Origin of the sequence: Erythrobacter westpacificensis (assembly GCF_039542285.1) — a bacterium.
Lineage (GTDB): Bacteria > Pseudomonadota > Alphaproteobacteria > Sphingomonadales > Sphingomonadaceae > Alteraurantiacibacter > Alteraurantiacibacter westpacificensis.
In genome coordinates this window covers 171,686-187,471 of the sequence record NZ_BAABHV010000005.1, presented here as the reverse complement: position 1 = coordinate 187,471, position 15,786 = coordinate 171,686, and the positions used below count along the sequence as shown (strand labels likewise).

The following is a 15,786-nucleotide window of genomic DNA, read 5'->3' as shown; positions in this document are numbered from 1 at the left end:
CCTCAGGTTAATCCTTCTTTCGGATGCCAAGTCCGAATACCCGTCAGCTTCCCCGGCGGTGGCCCCGCCAGCAAGGCGAGACCGTCGCGGAACAGCGCATAGTCGTAGTCCTCGCCCGTGCGTCGTCCGGCCGGTTCCGCGCCGCCGGCGGCAAAGCCCGCAAGATCGTTCACCGGCAATTCCAGGGTTTCGGGCCGTTCACGAGGGCCGAAGCGTATCATGCCGGTCAATGCGTCGAGAAACGCGGTGCCTGCTTTCTCCTCGATGGCGAACATATAGAGCGGCGGCGGGCCGCTCGCCCAGCGCCGCTCCCAGCGGTGACGCCAGAACGGATGGTCATGGAGCTCGTCGAGCCAAAGATAGGGAGATCGATACGGTGCCAGCGCGTCGATCGAGGCAAGAAATGACCGGCCCGCATAATCGAACCTGAAGAAGGTCACAGGTTCAGCGTCTTCCGGCAAATCGTGGTCGCCACTGAGCCAGTCGATCCAGCCGGCGACCGGCAGCGTATCCATGAGAATGAAGCTCGAGCGGTACGTCGCCAGCGCCATCGCTGCCGGCACGGGGTTCGACGCTCCCGGCGCCGGGGCCGGCACGGGGGGCTTGGTGGGCTTGGCCTTGGGGCGCAATGTCTGCGACAGCCGCAGGAAGGCCCCGGCGATCCCCGGACGTGCACCGAACGCGATCGAGTAGCCGTGGATGACCTGGCCGTGGGGTGAGGCCGCACCGATATAGGGTCGGACCTGACGCAGATATTTACGCTGCGCCTCCGCCGCCATCTTGGCGTCGCTGGCCTTCGCGGCGAACGAGCCGCGCGCCTCGGCCAGCACGATGCCGTGACCGAGCGCGGCGCCGCCATGATAGAGGAAATCGGCATGAGGCTCGAGCGATGACGACAGGCAGGCCGCATTGTCGCGCCAGCCATAGCCCAACGCGTTCATATAGAGATCGGTGATGCCTGCGCCGACCCGCGAGGCGAAATGGGTGCGCTCGCTGTCTGCTAGGTTTGATAGCAGGTCCGACAGTTCGAAACCGGGCCCGTCGGCGAGCAGAATCTGCGCTTCGCTCAGCGCGCTGTCCTTCATGTGCGCGAGCAAGGCCGGTGGCGCGTTGCGAAGAGTCGCGGTGCGCGCGATCGCAGCGGCCAAGGCAGTTGGCCCGAATTGGATCTGCGGTGCCAGCAGTGGCGCAGTGAAGGCTGGGGCCACCATGGCGCCCTTGTGGAGATGGCGGCGCTGACCGGTTAGCGCCACCGTCTTGTCGGCTGCCCAGAGCGCGAGCTTGCTCAATGATCGTGCCAGTCGAAGCATCCCGTTGCCGCGATGAAGTGCGCCAGGATATGATCCGAGGCAAGCACGAGATCACGGTCGCGGAGGCTCTGGGGCGACTTCTCGCCGTGGAAGAGATTGCAACGCACCTGATAGATGGTCCGCAGTAGCTGCTCCCAGCTTGGACGGCCTTCGGCGACCCAGCCGGAGGGCTGTTGCTTAACATTCGCCGCCGCACAGAGCGCCAGCAGCGCGGCGCGATCGTGCTGGCGAAACGCGTCATAGCCGAGCTTAGCTCGCACGCTGCGCACGTTGAGCACGGGCCACAAGGCGGTGAACTCGGTTACCATCTGCCGAAAATTGGGATCGCCGGCCATCAGCTGATCGAAGGCGTCGATCAGCCGCGGAGCAGCCACGAACGCATCGATCATCTCCCTGTCAGTGTCCTTCAGGGTCACCGCAGACATCCAGCCGTTGAAGGCCATCCACCGGTACATGAATGCCATGAACGAGGGCGGCTGCCCTTGCGCGTTAGCGAGCAATTCGATCGCGACATCCCGCGCGACGGGATCGAGCCGCTGGAAGTTGCTGAAGCTGACCATCTAGTATTCCCCTCCGCTCCCGCCGGCGAAACTTTCACGCTCTAAGCACTGGGACGAGGCAGCGTTGCCTCATCATTATCACATGAACCTGCCGCATCGCTTAAGACTGATCATCGCCCACCATGGCAACCAGCGTCTCATAAACCCAACCCTGCGCGAGTTGTTCGGTCAGAGGGTCTCGATAGACAACAAGTCTCCATCGCTTTTCGCTCTTCACAACGGCAATCGGCGTTCCCGCATCGGCAACCATAATGCGGGCCGCTGAACCTGAAGGACCAGAGCGAATGTTGGCTTTGCGGGCCAATTCGCCTCTCGGAAGCGAAGCCACATACTCCCCGCTCAGTTCTCCCTCCGCTTCGATAAGCTCCCGCAGGCTGTCTTGTAGATCATCGACTTTTTCCTGAAGCTCTGAATATGCCTGCTGTTCTTCGGCGGTCATGCCAGGGTCGGGTTGAAGCTGCGGCAGCGCCATGATTGTCATTGTGATCACCAGCAATCCAAGCAATCCTTGACGCCGCAACTCATCGACCGTGTTGTCTCCCAGAGCTTTGAAGATTGCCGCAATCGCGGCGACGAATGCCACAAAGAGCTTTGCACTTTCATCCGGCGTTTCCGCGTGAGTGAGTGCTTCCGCCAACTCTTGGGCTTCGATGACTTGTTGGGCTGCGATGTACGCCGCTGAACCATGCAAATGCTCAGCCGTTGCACGGAGCGTCGCCATATCGAGAATCATTGCTCGTTCGGCAGTCGCGCGCAGAGCTAGCAGGCCAGGTGAAAGCTGTTCCGCCAACGACTTCCATTGATCCTGCCATTTGGAAGCTGCCATTGCGGCAGCTAGGACAGAATTATTGCCTTGCAGCGCTTTCGCCGTCGCAAGGATGCCTGTGTCAAAGGACCGCGACAGGTTTCGGATGTTGGATAGCAGCCCGTCATTGTGCTGGCTCAATGCCATCGCAGCTTGGGTGACACCTGAAAGTCTTTGAGAGGACATCAATAGGTTGAGCGACCTGAATTCTTCAGCATGGAGCTTTCGCGCCTGATCTACGGCACCAAGTATGCCTGCGTTTTGCATTTCGGACATTAAGCCCAGATGCGGTTTGAGCGCGTTCATTTGCTGTTGCAGCGCATAGGTCGGGCCAAGCGCCTGTTTAATCAGATCGCTTCTCTGTTTTTCGCGGCGATAGAACTCCTCGACAACCGAATGGGGTCGTCGGCCAAATGGATCATCCGAGGTCATCTTTGAAGGATGGCAGATTCGGCCTGCGTCTGCCACGGGTAGTTTATGCACCAGATAAAGCCAACGTGCCGGAATTCGATAGTTCCAGTTACACGCCATCGTGACGTTGCTCGCACTAGGAGGGTTCCGGAATGAGGAATCTTGAGCCCCAAATTATCCTTTTGACTTCCTCAATAAGGTCGGCCTTCGACTTGTTCCTTATCCACATCTGTTCTATCTTCGTTCTAGCGGGAACTTGAGAACCTAATGAGCGGACAGTCAGATAAAATAGACGTAGTACGGGCATCCCGCGATGGGCACCAATTCCACGAGGCTTGGGCAGCGCGCCTTTGTCTCGAATTGCTTCCCCCTGACACCGATCTCAGTGCAGTCGCTATTGAGGGCTTTTCCCACGAAGAAGCAGAGGATGTTTCGCAGACTGCCCATGAAATCGCGGACCTCACTCGGTATCGCGGCGGATCGCGGATCCTATCCGCCACCAAAATCGAAACCCTGCAATTTAAGTACTCCGTCAGCTCGGCGCATGAGCCAATGCGGGCTGCTGAAATGTCCAAGACCCTGAATAAGTTTGTCGGAGCCAACAACGACATCGAAACAATCCGACCGGCCGAACCCGAGCTTGCGAAATTTGCGCTGATCACCAATCGCCCTATCGATCGAGATACGATGACTGCCCTCGAGGCGTTGCGGTCCGGTACCGCGGCGGAAGGGCGGGTCGCACGGCATGCCCAACAACTTCGGGAAGCGATTGGCCTGGACGGCGAAGCTCTGCAGGAGTTTACCCGAAAACTCAGCCTTATAGGAACCGGCGAAGCGCTCGACGCGACCGAACATGGCAATCTGAAAGTACTCGCGTCCTGGTCAGGGGCGACTGACAATCTGAGCCATGCTCGCCTGGCAAATTTGCGCAGGCTGGTGCGCGATCGCGCCGGCATGCGCGGACAAGATGACAACGTCATCGGCCGGGTGGACGTCCTCGGAGCGCTCGACGTCGCCTATGAACGCGATCTCTATCCGGTAGAGGCGGCCTTCCCCGCCATCGAAACGCCGATATCGCGCCCGGTCCTGAAGGACCTCGTTGCGGCGCTGTTCGCCGATACGCGTGCCTTGTTGGTTCATGCTGCAGGAGGCGTTGGCAAAACCGTCTTAATGCAAGCGCTTGCGCGCGAGTTGGACGACCAGCATTGCGTCCTGCTTTTCGACGGATTCGGCGCGGGCAGGTGGCGGGAGCCGTCCGATGGCCGCCATTTGCCGCGCAAGTCACTGCCCCATCTCGCCAATCTGCTGGCGGCCGATGGTCTGTGCGATATCCAGCTTCCAGCCAGCCATCTTGAAGACAATATCGGTGCGCTTCGCGACCGACTTGGTGCAAGCGTGCAAGCGCTGCGGGCGTTCAAGCCGGACGCCCACGTCGTTCTTATCCTCGATGCGATCGATCATTGCGGCATGCAGGCCGAGCGGACGGGAACCCAATCCTTCGCGCAAATCCTATTACAGAGTTTGAACGTAGCGCCTCTGGACGGCATACGTGTCGTCGCATCGTGCCGTAGTCATCGCCGCCATCTTGCACAGGGCGACGCACGGTGCCGCGAATTTGAGATCCCCATCTTCACTCGCGACGAAACGGAACGTCTCGTTCGAGCAAGATTTCCGACCGCAAGCGAGAACGACATCACTGTCCTGCAGCGCCGATCGGCCGGCAACCCGCGCTTGCTCGACAATCTTCTGAGCCGCGGCGAGCCGTTCGATATCGAGGGGCCAGGTGGCGAGGGTGAGACACTCGAAGGGCTTCTACGTGAACAGATCGACGCCGCCCAAGAGCAGGCGATTGCCCGTGGTGCCACGCAAGCTGAAGCGCGCGGCCTGCTCGCGGGCATGGCGATGTTGCCCCCGCCCGTGCCAATCGAAGAACTCGCCGCGGCGTTGGGATTGGACGCCGGTGACGTGCAAAGCTTCGTCGCGGACCTCTTTCCTCTCATCGAAGCAACACTCACCGGACTGATCTTTCGAGATGAGCCGACTGAAACCTTGGTCGTCGAGATGATCGGGGCCGACACGGTAGCACGCAGCGATCTGGTGGCGCGTCTCCTAGCGAGGCAGGACCGTTCTATCTACGCCGCGCGCGCACTCCCTGGAATTTTGGTGGAGGTCGGCGAGATCGATACTCTGGTCACGCTGGCATTCGATTCGCTCTCGAGCCCCGATCTCGGCCGCGTGGCCCATCGCGCGATACGGCTGGCTCGCCTCGAGGCGGCAGCCTCTGCGTGCGCACGCGGCGGGCGAACTGACGATTTGACGCGGATCACAGTGGAAGCGTCCCGCATTGCCAGCGCCTCCGAACGCAGCGATGCCTATCTGCGCGCTCATCCAGATCTCGTCGCTCTCAGTGAGGACCCCGAAGCCATACGGCGCTTTCGAGACGACCGATCCGGCTGGCCAGGTGTCCGGCATTCCGCGTTGGCCGTGCTGGACGCCTTCTCAGGAGACATGCACAGCGCGTCCTTGGAATCCGATCGCGCTCTGACCTGGTTCAATTGGTCCCTCCGCGAGCGGCGCGAAGGCAGATCGAAGGGGCATAAGGACCTGGCCCTGCTCGAAGCCGAAGCGATATTCGTCCAGCTGCTGCTCGGAAAGGCCGTCAGGGTCGACCGCAGGTTGTCCGGCTTGAACGATATCTATGCGTTCAAAATTGCCGCCGACATGTTGGCGTTTGTCGACCGGCTGGCAAAAGCGAAAGATGCGAGCGCGCCTGCCGACAAGATGATTGCAGCAATGGCGAAGTGCAGAACTCAATCCCCGGTCGTAATCGCTGCGATCTTGGAGCGGATTGAAGTCACGCCCGATACAAGGTGCCGGTTGCTCACGCGCCTGGCGAAGCTCGAACCGGAGCCATTCGAACCAGGCAGCTATTTCGACTATCGACGCGAGGACCGCCTGTCCGACGCGCTCCTCACGGCCGGTGGGCAGGCGATCGGCATGGGACTGGTGCGCGAAGCACAAGCAATTGTTTTGCATGTGCCAGCTCCAGATCTACGCACCTATGAGATCGACGATCCCTGGCCTCTGAGCGGCGGAAGTGTCTCGCGACACCTTAAGCGCGCTGCGATTGCTGCCGCAGCCCGGCGGCGATCGACAGCGATTACGGATATTGTGCCAGAGGAGATGTGCGCGCTGGTACCGCTCTCGATCCGTCGACGCGGACCAGCCGCCTTCGAACACCATTTGCGTGCCGTCCTCACAAAAGCCCAGAATGATCGCGCGAAACGGAAAAGGAAGCTGCCGGGCAGCGACGAAGCGAGGCGCTGGGAACGCCTTCTCTCCCACCGTCTGGCGCCGCTCACGTCCTTGGTCGACGATGTCGCAGCAATTCTGACCACGGACAGACCCGGGCCAGCGATCGCCGCTGCGTTGGCGCGCGCAGAGAACGCGATAACATCCGCATCGAACTATCCCTATCGCGATCAGGATCGCTTCCTTAGACATCTTTGTCTCGATGTGCTCCGATGGGCTGCGCAATGCCGCGCTCCGCTCGATCAAGCCAGCGGCGAAGCCTTGGCCGCCTTCCTTGAGCAATCCGGATCCCAGCTCGTATCGGATTGGCTGCGATATACAGCGTTGCTCGCCCGTGGAAAGGAAACTCAAGCGGCGGCCTTGCGGCTTGCCGGCCAAGCGGAGCGAGTGATTGCCGCAGACACCGATGTCAGCAAGCAGATCCAATCCTACGGCATGCTTGCGCGCGCGCTCCTCCCGATATCGCCCGACGAGGCACGGCCCTATTTTCGCATCGGACTGGAACTCGCAGATGCGGTCGGGTCGGATGATCAGGAACGGATCGGCGACTTCATCACCTTCGCTGCGCAATATTCCGGCGAGCCGTTGCCGGCAGCTGCGGTCCACCAATTTTTACGTTTGTGCGAACTCAATTTTCCCGACGAAGCAGAAGCGCTCGATTGGCGCAACTTCGCAAAGGCAATGTCTGCCATTGGATCAACTGGCGGACTGGCAGCGATGGCCCGCCTCTCGGACCGGGACAAGGTCGGCCTCGGATGGACGCTAACGCCGATGTTGAAGGCACTCGTCGAACGCGATCGTCTACGCCCAACGCTCGCTGCAGGGCTCTTCGGGCTCGCCGCTTTTGAATCGACTTGGAACTGGTTTCCCCCGGAGGTGGCCAGACCCATCATGGTCCGCCTTCCCGGGCACCTGCGCGAAGTATTCGCGGACATGATCGTCGTCGACCTAGATCGCGAGGACGCCGCCCGGCCTCACCGCGAGACGGTGAACGGCTTGAAAAGATTGTTCCAAGACGAACTTTCAGAGCAGGCAGCCGCCAGAAAGCGCATCGTGTCGCTGCACGCCGACAGGACACGGGGCACTAAAGCCGAAACGGCTCCCACAGCGCGGCCGAAGCCCATCGCGCCCGATGCACTTCGCAAGGCGTCGGCCATCACTGCAGACGAATTGCGGGCAGCGATCGAGCAAGGTGCCGCGGCTTTTGAGGGATATCGACCGACCGACGGTTTTATTCTCAGCGGATTCGTGGCGGACGTCACCGAACCCGGTCCGAGAACAGCATTGCTCTCGACCGTCGTCGAGGATCTACAGCTCTCGTTCGCCGACAAGCTGTCGTTTCTGGAGGAGGCGCAGGAGCAATGGGCCGGCCAATCACGAGCCCTTGACGGGCAACTGGAGGAAGCAGCCCTTGGCATTGCACTGCGGGATCTTGGGGCAGTTGTTCGGTCTGGGGATAGCTGGCGCCGCCCCTTGTCCCGCGTCGCACGGTTGGCAGGTGGCGCGCGCGAACGCCTTGTCGCCGCTGTGCTCAAGGCAACACCAGGCCAAAATCTTGAGGTTTCCAGCGATTTCTGGATGGCTTGCGCGATCGAGCTGGCAAGAACTGCAAGCGCTTCGTCGATCGGTGACGCCTTGGGCCGCTATGCCGAACATTCAACGCAGTCACTGCCCGATACGATCGGGGATGGACCGTGGACGCGCACCTTCTCGACGACCGACGAGGAAGACACGATCGTCGCAGACCTTCTATGGATGCGCCTCGGAGCGCCCGATGCGGCAAGTAGGTGGCGAGCGGCGCACAGCATTCGGCGGTTGGTGGCGCTGGGCGAGACGCACTTCCTTGACGCGCTTGTTGCAGGGATCGATCGCACCGGCGCCGGCGCATTCCAAGATCAAACGCTTCCTTTCTTTCATTTGCATGCGCGCCTCTGGCTGCTCATCGCCATCGCCCGTTTGGCAAGCGATGCGCCCGCAACGGTTCTACCTTATCGAAACGCGCTTGAGGCCATCGCGACGAGCGAAAGCTTCCCGCACGCGCTCTGTCGCCATTTCGCCATCCTGGCGTTGCGCGCGCTTGCATTAAGCGGATCGATTCCGGAGCCGGGTACCTATCTTGCCTGGCTTGAGACACTGAACGTACCTGCAATGCCGCGCGTATCACGATCCGGCCACCGGCCCGGCTTTTACGACATGCGGCCGGCCGATCGGCCCGAACATCCATCCCCGTTCCGCTTCGATTATGATTTCGACAAATACCAGATCGATCCGCTGGGCAGATTGTTCGTCCTCCCCAAATGGGACGTACAAGATGCAGCGACGAACTGGATTCGGCGTTACGATGCCGAGGTCAAGACCATGTACGATTGCCCTCGGCCTCGCTGGTCATCGGAAGACGATCGCAATTATGGTTCGACGTCATTTCCCGATATTGACCGCTATGGTGGTTATCTCGCCTGGCACGCGCTTATGCTCACCGCAGGACAGTTCGCCGCGGATAAGCCCATCATCGGCGATAGCTGGCAAGAAACGCCTTGGGAGAGCTGGCTTGCCGAAAAAACTTTGTCGCGAAGCGATGGGCTGTGGCTGGCGGACGGAACCGATTTGTTCCCGCTGGAAGACGCGCGATCGGTCGTTCCGTATATGCCGGGCGCCAGCGAGACAGGCTCGGTGCCTTCCCATCCGTTGGATCTCTTGCCGCTCGCTGGCTTCGATGATTCGCTGAATCTACCAAGCAGTTTCCTCGTTAGTGGCAGCTGGGAATCGATCGATGGTCTCGACGTTACCATCGGATCCCAGCTTGTTGAGCGCGACATGGCCCGCACTGTCGCTCATGCCGTCTATTCGGCCGATCCCTTCTTCGCCTACTTGCCTGTTGACCAAGATGATGGTTTCGACCGCCGCGACAATCGCGAAAAGCAGTTGCTCACGCGCTGGCTCAGCAGCGATGACCATGCGTATACAAAACTCGACGAACGCGACCCCTTTGGTTTCAAGACAGCGCTTCAGCGCGTGCGGCCCTCCGCGCAAACCGTCGAAAAGATGTCCTTGTGGAAAGCCGATGCGTTCGAGCGCCTATGGGTAGATTCTGCCGATCAATGGACTTTCCGCGCCGACGCGTGGGGAACCCGCAGGGGGCATGGCCGCCATGCGACCGAGCGAGGCGGTACTAGGCTTGCGGTCAAATGGGATGCTTTAAAGCCGCTGCTCGAAGCTGAGCAGCAGGCGCTCCTCCTGCTGATCAAGGTGCGTCGGTATATCGAGAAGGATCCCAAGGATGATCACTTTCGACACCAGATGCTCGCGCTGATTGTCCGCCCGGACCAGCCCCTCGAGGTCTTATACGCGGTGCCCAAGCCGGTTCGCGCGGCCATTGCAAACCTTGGCCATTATGAGCGTGGCGAATTTGGTGATCGACTGACGGCGATCGAAGCGGCGGGATGTCCGCGCCGTCAAGCCTGGCCCAGAAGCCGCGCCCGCCGCAAGACCTCCTCCGACGAGAGGGCTCCAAGCGATGCTGCAGATCAATAGCGGCAAGCTCTATACGCGCGGTGTTGGGCGGACGAATCAACTGCGCGGCGTGCTCTACTCCAATTTGGAGCTCTGCTACGGGAAGGATGTCCCGACCGTCGCAGGAACCCTCCGAGAAACCGACGGCATTCGCGGAAACCGGGCCATCGTTTACGAGATCGAAGAAAGGATTGAGGCGGCTGAGGCCGGGCCGGGAATACTGATCTCGCACACGATCGCGCCCTTTCTCACCGATTTCTCCGCCCTCGCCAGCTTTGGCCTGCGGGCAATCGTGTCCCCCGACGCCGCGGTAGTCGAACGACTGACCTCCAAAGGGCCTGGGTTCGCATCCTACGACCCGCCAAGCAAATTCGCGCTGCGCTATTTCGATGAGCGCCTGCCGCTTCGCGATGACGAGATCGCCCTTTTCTCTGCGTTTGTCGACCAGCTGATCGCACTGGATCGTAAGAGTTTCTTGGCGGCGATGCGCGCTATCCGCACCTTCGTCACTGGCCTCCATCGCATGCGGGACGACTTGGCACTCGCCTACACGCTCTTCGTTTCAGCGGTTGAATCGCTCGCGCAGGAATTCGACGGATATTCGACGCACTGGCACGATGTCGATGAGCGCAAGCGCGGTCCGGTCGACAAGGCGCTGGCGAAAGCCTCAGCACGCACTCGTGATGGCGTTCGCGAGGCGATCCGATCCACCGAGCATGCTTCCTTGGCGCGCCGTTACCGGGCATTCGTTCTGAATCATGTCGGCGGCGACTATTTCAGGGCCTCCGGGCTCGTACCGGGCGCGGCCATTGCTCGGCACGAACTAGAAGAAGCGCTGAGGCAAGCCTACGCGCTTCGCTCGCGCTATGTGCATAACCTACGCGAACTGCCTGATGCCCTTACCCTCGCGCAGGGTCATCGCGAAGTGGCCGAAGTCGATCGCCGCCCCGTGCTCAGCTTCGAAGGCCTTATTCGGCTGACGCACCACGTGATCTCGGCGTTTGTCGCCACGGGCAACACGGTCGAGCACGAGCCATACGATTATATGATGGAACAATCAGGCGTGGTGATGGCGCCACTCGCGCCCGAACTTTGGGTCGGTAGGCCGTTGCGAAAGGCAAAAGATGCGCGGCAACGCTTGGAAGGTCATTTAAGCCAGATCGTGCCACTTCTGGCGGGTAAACAAAAGGCCACGATTACCGACCTGAGGCCGATTTATCCGGACATCGAACGACTGGCGAAGTCGAGTGGCGCAGCCAACCGGACGACACTGCTCACGCTTTACACCCTGTTTGCGGCTCTGATGTCAAAGGATGATCGATCCGAGAGGCTCGATGCCCTGTTGCAACAGCATTCCGCTAAGATCGGCGAACCAAGTAGCGAAGCACTGGTAATGGGGACCCTATTCGGTTCCCTCGACGCATGGCCTCTCGAGACCCACAAGGAGACGCTTGAGCGCTATTTCGAGCAGCGTTCCAAACCAGGCGGATTGCACGCCCCGAAACTGCTCGACGCGGCGATGTGCTTCGCGCTGGCGGAGCGCTGCCGCAAAGAGCGAGACTTTGATGCAGCGCTGGATTGGATCGGCCGTGCGGTGGAAACCCATCCGGGCCTTCCCGCCGTCGTCGCCCTCGAATCCGATTTCTCGCAGCGCAGGAAGATCGACTGGCAAAGCGTGCTATTGCCCAAATTAACCAAGCCGAAAAGACGACGGCGCACCAAGCAAAACAAGCCCTCTGGCGGATCAAAAAAAGGGGCGCCAGCTCCCGACTGCAAGGCCGGCAACAGCTAGCAGCATGCACCAGATCACCGGCCCCGCAGCCGAAACCCTTATCCAGCAGCAAATCGCAGCGCACAGTGGCGGTATCGCCCAAGCGCTTGCGCCCTTCCGGGCCCAAAGCAGTGTATATGCTTGGCTCGATACGATCCGCGCGATCGAAGAGTTTATCAATCTGCCGCTCTTCGGCCTTGAGGACGATGCTCTCGAACAGGCTATCGTAACCTTTCGTCTCGACGATCTCGACCCGACCGCGCTGGCGTCGATACGAAGCGCCTTGATTGATCAATTTGGCGAGCGTCTCGCCGAGCGTTTTCTTCTCACTGTAATACAGGCAAGCGCGATCGGTGCAGCCTTTCGTGCCCACGGCCTGTTCGAAGTTGCCTCCGGATTTCAAACCATCGCACACGCGATCGGATATTTTCAATCCCGCCGACGCCATCTCGTCGCGATGCTCTACGCCATGCCGCTAGCCTGTCGCGGCTCGCGAGAGATGGGGCGAATAGATACGCTGAATTTTATTCTGCCTCTGGTCGAACACAGCGGTGCAACGATTACCGGCCTACATCAAAAACAAATGTTGGCTCGAATTTTCCCCGATTTCGCACTTAACGTGAGTGCGAACGGCTTCACAGCCAATTACGAGTACGAGCTGCTCGAAAGCATGTTTCTGGAACCTGAGCGTGCGGGGATTTTGGACGTGCAGCCCGGCATGGATGGCGCGCAAATCATGGCCACCCTGGAGCCGGTCGATCCCCGCCTAATCTTTTCTGCTGCCGAACTACGCAATGATATCCGTTTGATGGAGGCGGCCTATGCCGAATTTGCGCTTATGGAGACTGATTTTGGCCCCATGGCGCATTTCGTCCAAGCGTGCCTGGCCTGCTGTGAGGATGACTATCTGATCAAACTACCGGCCGACCGTCTTACTGAACTCGCCGATGAGGCCGAGCTCCCCGGGGCCTTACGCCGACACTTGGAGCATCACGATGCGGACTACGTTGCGTGCACCAATGCGATCGCGCCGTTCATTAGGTTAGACGGCGCCCATATCTCGACGGTGACCCTTCTCAGCCGATTCCTCTATTATTGGAAAACTGCCTGTCTCAACCGCCAGCGGCGCTTTCAAATCCGGTCGGGCTTTATCTTCGAAGACAATGTGAATGCCGCGCTCGCTAAACAGGGATTTGCGGTTACCGACGTCAAGCGCATCAACCGCAAAGAGTTCGATGTAGTCGCGACGCTAGATCAGGTCATCTACAACGTACAGTGCAAGAACAACCTCATCGATATTAATCGCATTGAGACCGATCCTGTTCGTTTCGCGCGTTACAATTGCAGGCTTGATCGATACTACGGCAAGGCCCTGGCCAAAGAGGAAGCTCGAGAACACCTGCTTAAGGAACGGCTTGGTTTGTCGAAAGTGCGGCACTTCCTCTTGAGCCGCTTTCCTGTCGTGACACTCAATCCGAGAGTGATCCCTTTTCGACGCATAGATGAATTTCGAACGCTGATTGCGGAGGATCCCCCAATCTAACGACCGATGGGAGGTCGTACGGGTGAGGAGCCGGCCTCTACGATGTAATAGCCCCAAAGGATTCGAAAATCAGAGAGGCTGCCCCAGTCAGACGACCTAACCAGCATCTGGCAACAATCGAATGTCAGCTTTCAGGCGGTTGGCGCATTGTCTTCTATGTCCGAAATTGAGGCGCTAAGCGGTCTTTTCGGGGGAAGTACCTGATCATATCCCAAAGTCCATGGAGCGACTGCGCTCCTTGGCGAGTTCCGGTTCGGTAGCTTTGGGGACATTCTTAGCCATCGCCTTACCCGTCCCCGCCTGTGCAGCCGCCTTCAAGCGCTCGGTCACTTCCAACGCCGATGACTTCTCACCCTTGTTTTTCGAGACAGCAGCACCAAGCCGTGCAGCACTGTCGACCACGAGGGTAAGGTCATCGCCATGTTCTCTCCATAGACCTCCTTCAGCTTGGCATAGGCATGCACGCCGGTCACGATGGCGCCGCCGTAGTTGCGTGCGGTCTGGAGGCCCTTCTCGAGCGAAGGCAGCCGGTGCAGCGCGCCAAGCTCGTCGATCAGGAACCACAGTTTGAGATCAGGCGAGGTCCGCCCGGTCATCAGTGTGTTGATCGCCGTATCGAGCCAGAGCGTGAGCATTTGCGAGAGGACGGTGAGGTCAGCATAGCGCGCCGAGAGGAACAGGAACGATCCCTCCTTGCCGCCTCCCTTGACCCAGTCGCGGATCGAGAACAGTTTGCCTTCGGTCGGTAGCAATTGCAGCGCCTTGGCGTTGACGTTGAACACCGCGCGCACGGATTCCGCCATCTTGGCGGCCTGCGGGTCGGTCATCGGCCCTGCCATCGTATCTTCGAGCAGCTTGTGCAGGTCGGAGAGATTGGCGTTCATCAGGTCGCTGGCGAGTGCGGCGTTGGTGCCCTTGCCCTTCTCGACCAGCTTGAGGCAGGTCTCGACGAACAGGGTTCGGGCTGCAAGCACCCAGAACTGCTCCGCCCCGCCGCCGTCGTGCGGTACCAGGGACTCCGCTGCGGCATGGAACTCGGAACTGGTGGTGCAGTCGTTGAACACGCTCCAGGCCGGACACCGGGCATCAAGCGGGTTGAGGATGACGTCGCGGCGGGACTCATAGAAGGCCTCGATGAATGCCCCTGTGAGGTCGAATATGACCGCGCGTTCTCCCCTCTCGCGGATCTCGTCGACGAGCTCGAAGAGCGCCACGGTCTTGCCCATCCCGGTAGTGCCGACCAGCATGGCGTGGCCCTGTTCCTGCCGCCACGGGTAGCTGACGCCGGCGATATGGGCAGGCGAATAGAGACCCGCCTCGCTCAGCGCCTTGCGGCCTGCAAGCCGCCATTTCCAACCTAGCTCGCGGCCATACTCGAGGGCGCGCTTGCCGCGATTGTGACGGGCAATGTCGGCCTTAAGTTCGGACAGCGATACGAGCCGCGCACCGCGCAGGTGGCGCTTGGCTTTCGACTTCTCGCCGAAGTGCTCGGCAACCCACCAGAAGACGGCCATGAGCGGAATAAGGCAAACCGTGGAGAGCACTACCGCCTGCTTCACCGTGGCAAAGAACAGGGCCCATGCTTCGCGCATTGGGGGGAAGTCCCTGACGACTGCCATGGGGAAGGCCACCATGTCGCCACCGGGCAGGCGCAGGTTCACGAGCTTGGCCGGATCGAACTCCATGAACATGTAGCCCGAGGCATAGAGATGCATCCCCAGAAGGTAGGCCTGGTAGTCGTCGAGCGCGCTGCTGACCTGCCACCAGGCGGTACCCAGCACGACCAGTGCGGAGATGATCAGCGGCAGTTTGAAGCCGGCTGCAAACATGAAACCGAAGTGCCCCAGGAGCTGGGTGCCGCGGGTAAAATTGACGATACTATTCTTCATCGCCGGCCTCCTTCGCGCGCGCAGGAATGAAGCCGAGCTGGGCCAGGCGGCGGTGGTAGGCAGCGTGGGTGCGCTTGCGCAGATTGTCGTCAGGATGGCTCGCGAGCAGCGCATCGAGCGCCGTGGTGAGGAACACCATCTGGCGTGCCGGATCGCTCCCGCCGGGACGATCTGCATGATCGTTGTCGCGGTTCCAAGCGGTGACGAGGTGGTCACGGATGACCACACTCACGCTGGTATCGCGCGTATTTGACTGCTCCAGAATCCAGTCCGCAATCAGCGGCGGGACGTAGGTCTGGAGGACCCTGTAACGTTGCATTTTTCCAAGCTCCTTATGCTCAAGAAGCCTGGTTCGACCTGCGGAAGGCGAGGATCACACTAAATAGGAATGGCCATGTAGGAAAACGAAAAGTTCCCTATCTATTCCAGCGTGTTAGACTAATGTGAATTGCAGCCAATTTGCGAATCCAAATCGCGATTTGCGGTCAAATCGGTCGATGCACATACCATATTTGCACTGCAACCGCTTGAGAACATTAAAAGAACAAAGGCGGCCCCGCTGCGTCCGGTGTGCATCTCGTCCCCAATTGCGCGGGTGGTTGCCAGTGACCCTGGCCGTTCTGTCTCTGGGCCCATTGATCACCCTTACCGGGGGAGCGTGAGCAACCCCTTCGA

General features: G+C 60.0%; 7 protein-coding genes and 1 pseudogene. 3 read left to right on the top strand and 5 right to left on the bottom strand.

Annotation, left to right across the window (positions count from 1 at the left end):
• Positions 1 to 2: 2 nt before the first annotated feature.
• The 3 genes from ABFX23_RS03400 to ABFX23_RS03390 form a co-directional block, all read right to left on the bottom strand.
• Entirely contained in the window at positions 3 to 1,289 is a 1,287-nt protein-coding gene (locus ABFX23_RS03400) for a hypothetical protein (protein ID WP_048885071.1), read from the bottom strand.
• On the bottom strand, positions 1,286 to 1,870 hold the full coding sequence (locus tag ABFX23_RS03395; protein ID WP_048885070.1) for a hypothetical protein: 585 nt from the start codon (positions 1,868 to 1,870) through the stop codon (positions 1,286 to 1,288). The genes ABFX23_RS03400 and ABFX23_RS03395 overlap by 4 nt, the downstream gene beginning before the upstream one ends.
• A 100-nt stretch (positions 1,871 to 1,970) precedes the next feature.
• A complete protein-coding gene (locus ABFX23_RS03390; protein WP_346031714.1) occupies positions 1,971 to 3,107 on the bottom strand; it encodes an SH3 domain-containing protein in 1,137 nt (378 codons plus the stop codon).
• Between the two features lie 339 nt (positions 3,108 to 3,446).
• On the opposite strand from ABFX23_RS03390, the gene ABFX23_RS03385 reads away from it, so the two are divergent.
• The 3 genes from ABFX23_RS03385 to ABFX23_RS03375 are packed head-to-tail and all read left to right on the top strand — an operon-like array spanning position 3,447 to position 13,222.
• On the top strand, positions 3,447 to 9,929 hold the full coding sequence (locus tag ABFX23_RS03385) for an NACHT domain-containing protein (protein ID WP_346031713.1): 6,483 nt from the start codon (positions 3,447 to 3,449) through the stop codon (positions 9,927 to 9,929).
• The gene (locus ABFX23_RS03380) at positions 9,913 to 11,700 is read left to right on the top strand and encodes a hypothetical protein (protein WP_346031712.1); all 1,788 of its coding nucleotides are present in this window, start codon (positions 9,913 to 9,915) and stop codon (positions 11,698 to 11,700) included. Before ABFX23_RS03385 ends, ABFX23_RS03380 begins: the two co-directional genes overlap by 17 nt.
• Before the next feature lie 4 nt (positions 11,701 to 11,704).
• Positions 11,705 to 13,222: a hypothetical protein gene (locus tag ABFX23_RS03375; RefSeq protein WP_048885066.1), complete on the top strand. Its 1,518-nt coding sequence runs from the start codon at positions 11,705 to 11,707 to the stop codon at positions 13,220 to 13,222.
• 401 nt (positions 13,223 to 13,623) lie between these two features.
• Here ABFX23_RS03375 and ABFX23_RS03370 read toward each other — a convergent pair.
• Both ABFX23_RS03370 and ABFX23_RS03365 read right to left on the bottom strand, forming a co-directional pair.
• Positions 13,624 to 15,111, bottom strand: a pseudogene (locus tag ABFX23_RS03370) (type IV secretion system DNA-binding domain-containing protein); the annotation flags it as partial.
• Complete coding sequence (locus tag ABFX23_RS03365; protein ID WP_346031711.1) at positions 15,101 to 15,430, bottom strand: hypothetical protein; 330 nt, start codon at positions 15,428 to 15,430, stop codon at positions 15,101 to 15,103. The gene ABFX23_RS03365 and the pseudogene ABFX23_RS03370, both read right to left, overlap by 11 nt.
• Positions 15,431 to 15,786 lie beyond the last annotated feature (356 nt).

Bases quoted from the DNA above. Each gene is read 5' to 3' on its own strand.
- ABFX23_RS03380 (WP_346031712.1), top strand. From the start codon at position 9,913: ATGCTGCAGATCAATAGCGGCAAGCTCTATACGCGCGGTGTTGGGCGG.
- ABFX23_RS03395 (WP_048885070.1), bottom strand. From the start codon at position 1,870: ATGGTCAGCTTCAGCAACTTCCAGCGGCTCGATCCCGTCGCGCGGGAT.
- ABFX23_RS03390 (WP_346031714.1), bottom strand. From the start codon at position 3,107: ATGACCTCGGATGATCCATTTGGCCGACGACCCCATTCGGTTGTCGAG.
- ABFX23_RS03375 (WP_048885066.1), top strand. From the start codon at position 11,705: ATGCACCAGATCACCGGCCCCGCAGCCGAAACCCTTATCCAGCAGCAA.
- ABFX23_RS03365 (WP_346031711.1), bottom strand. From the start codon at position 15,430: ATGCAACGTTACAGGGTCCTCCAGACCTACGTCCCGCCGCTGATTGCG.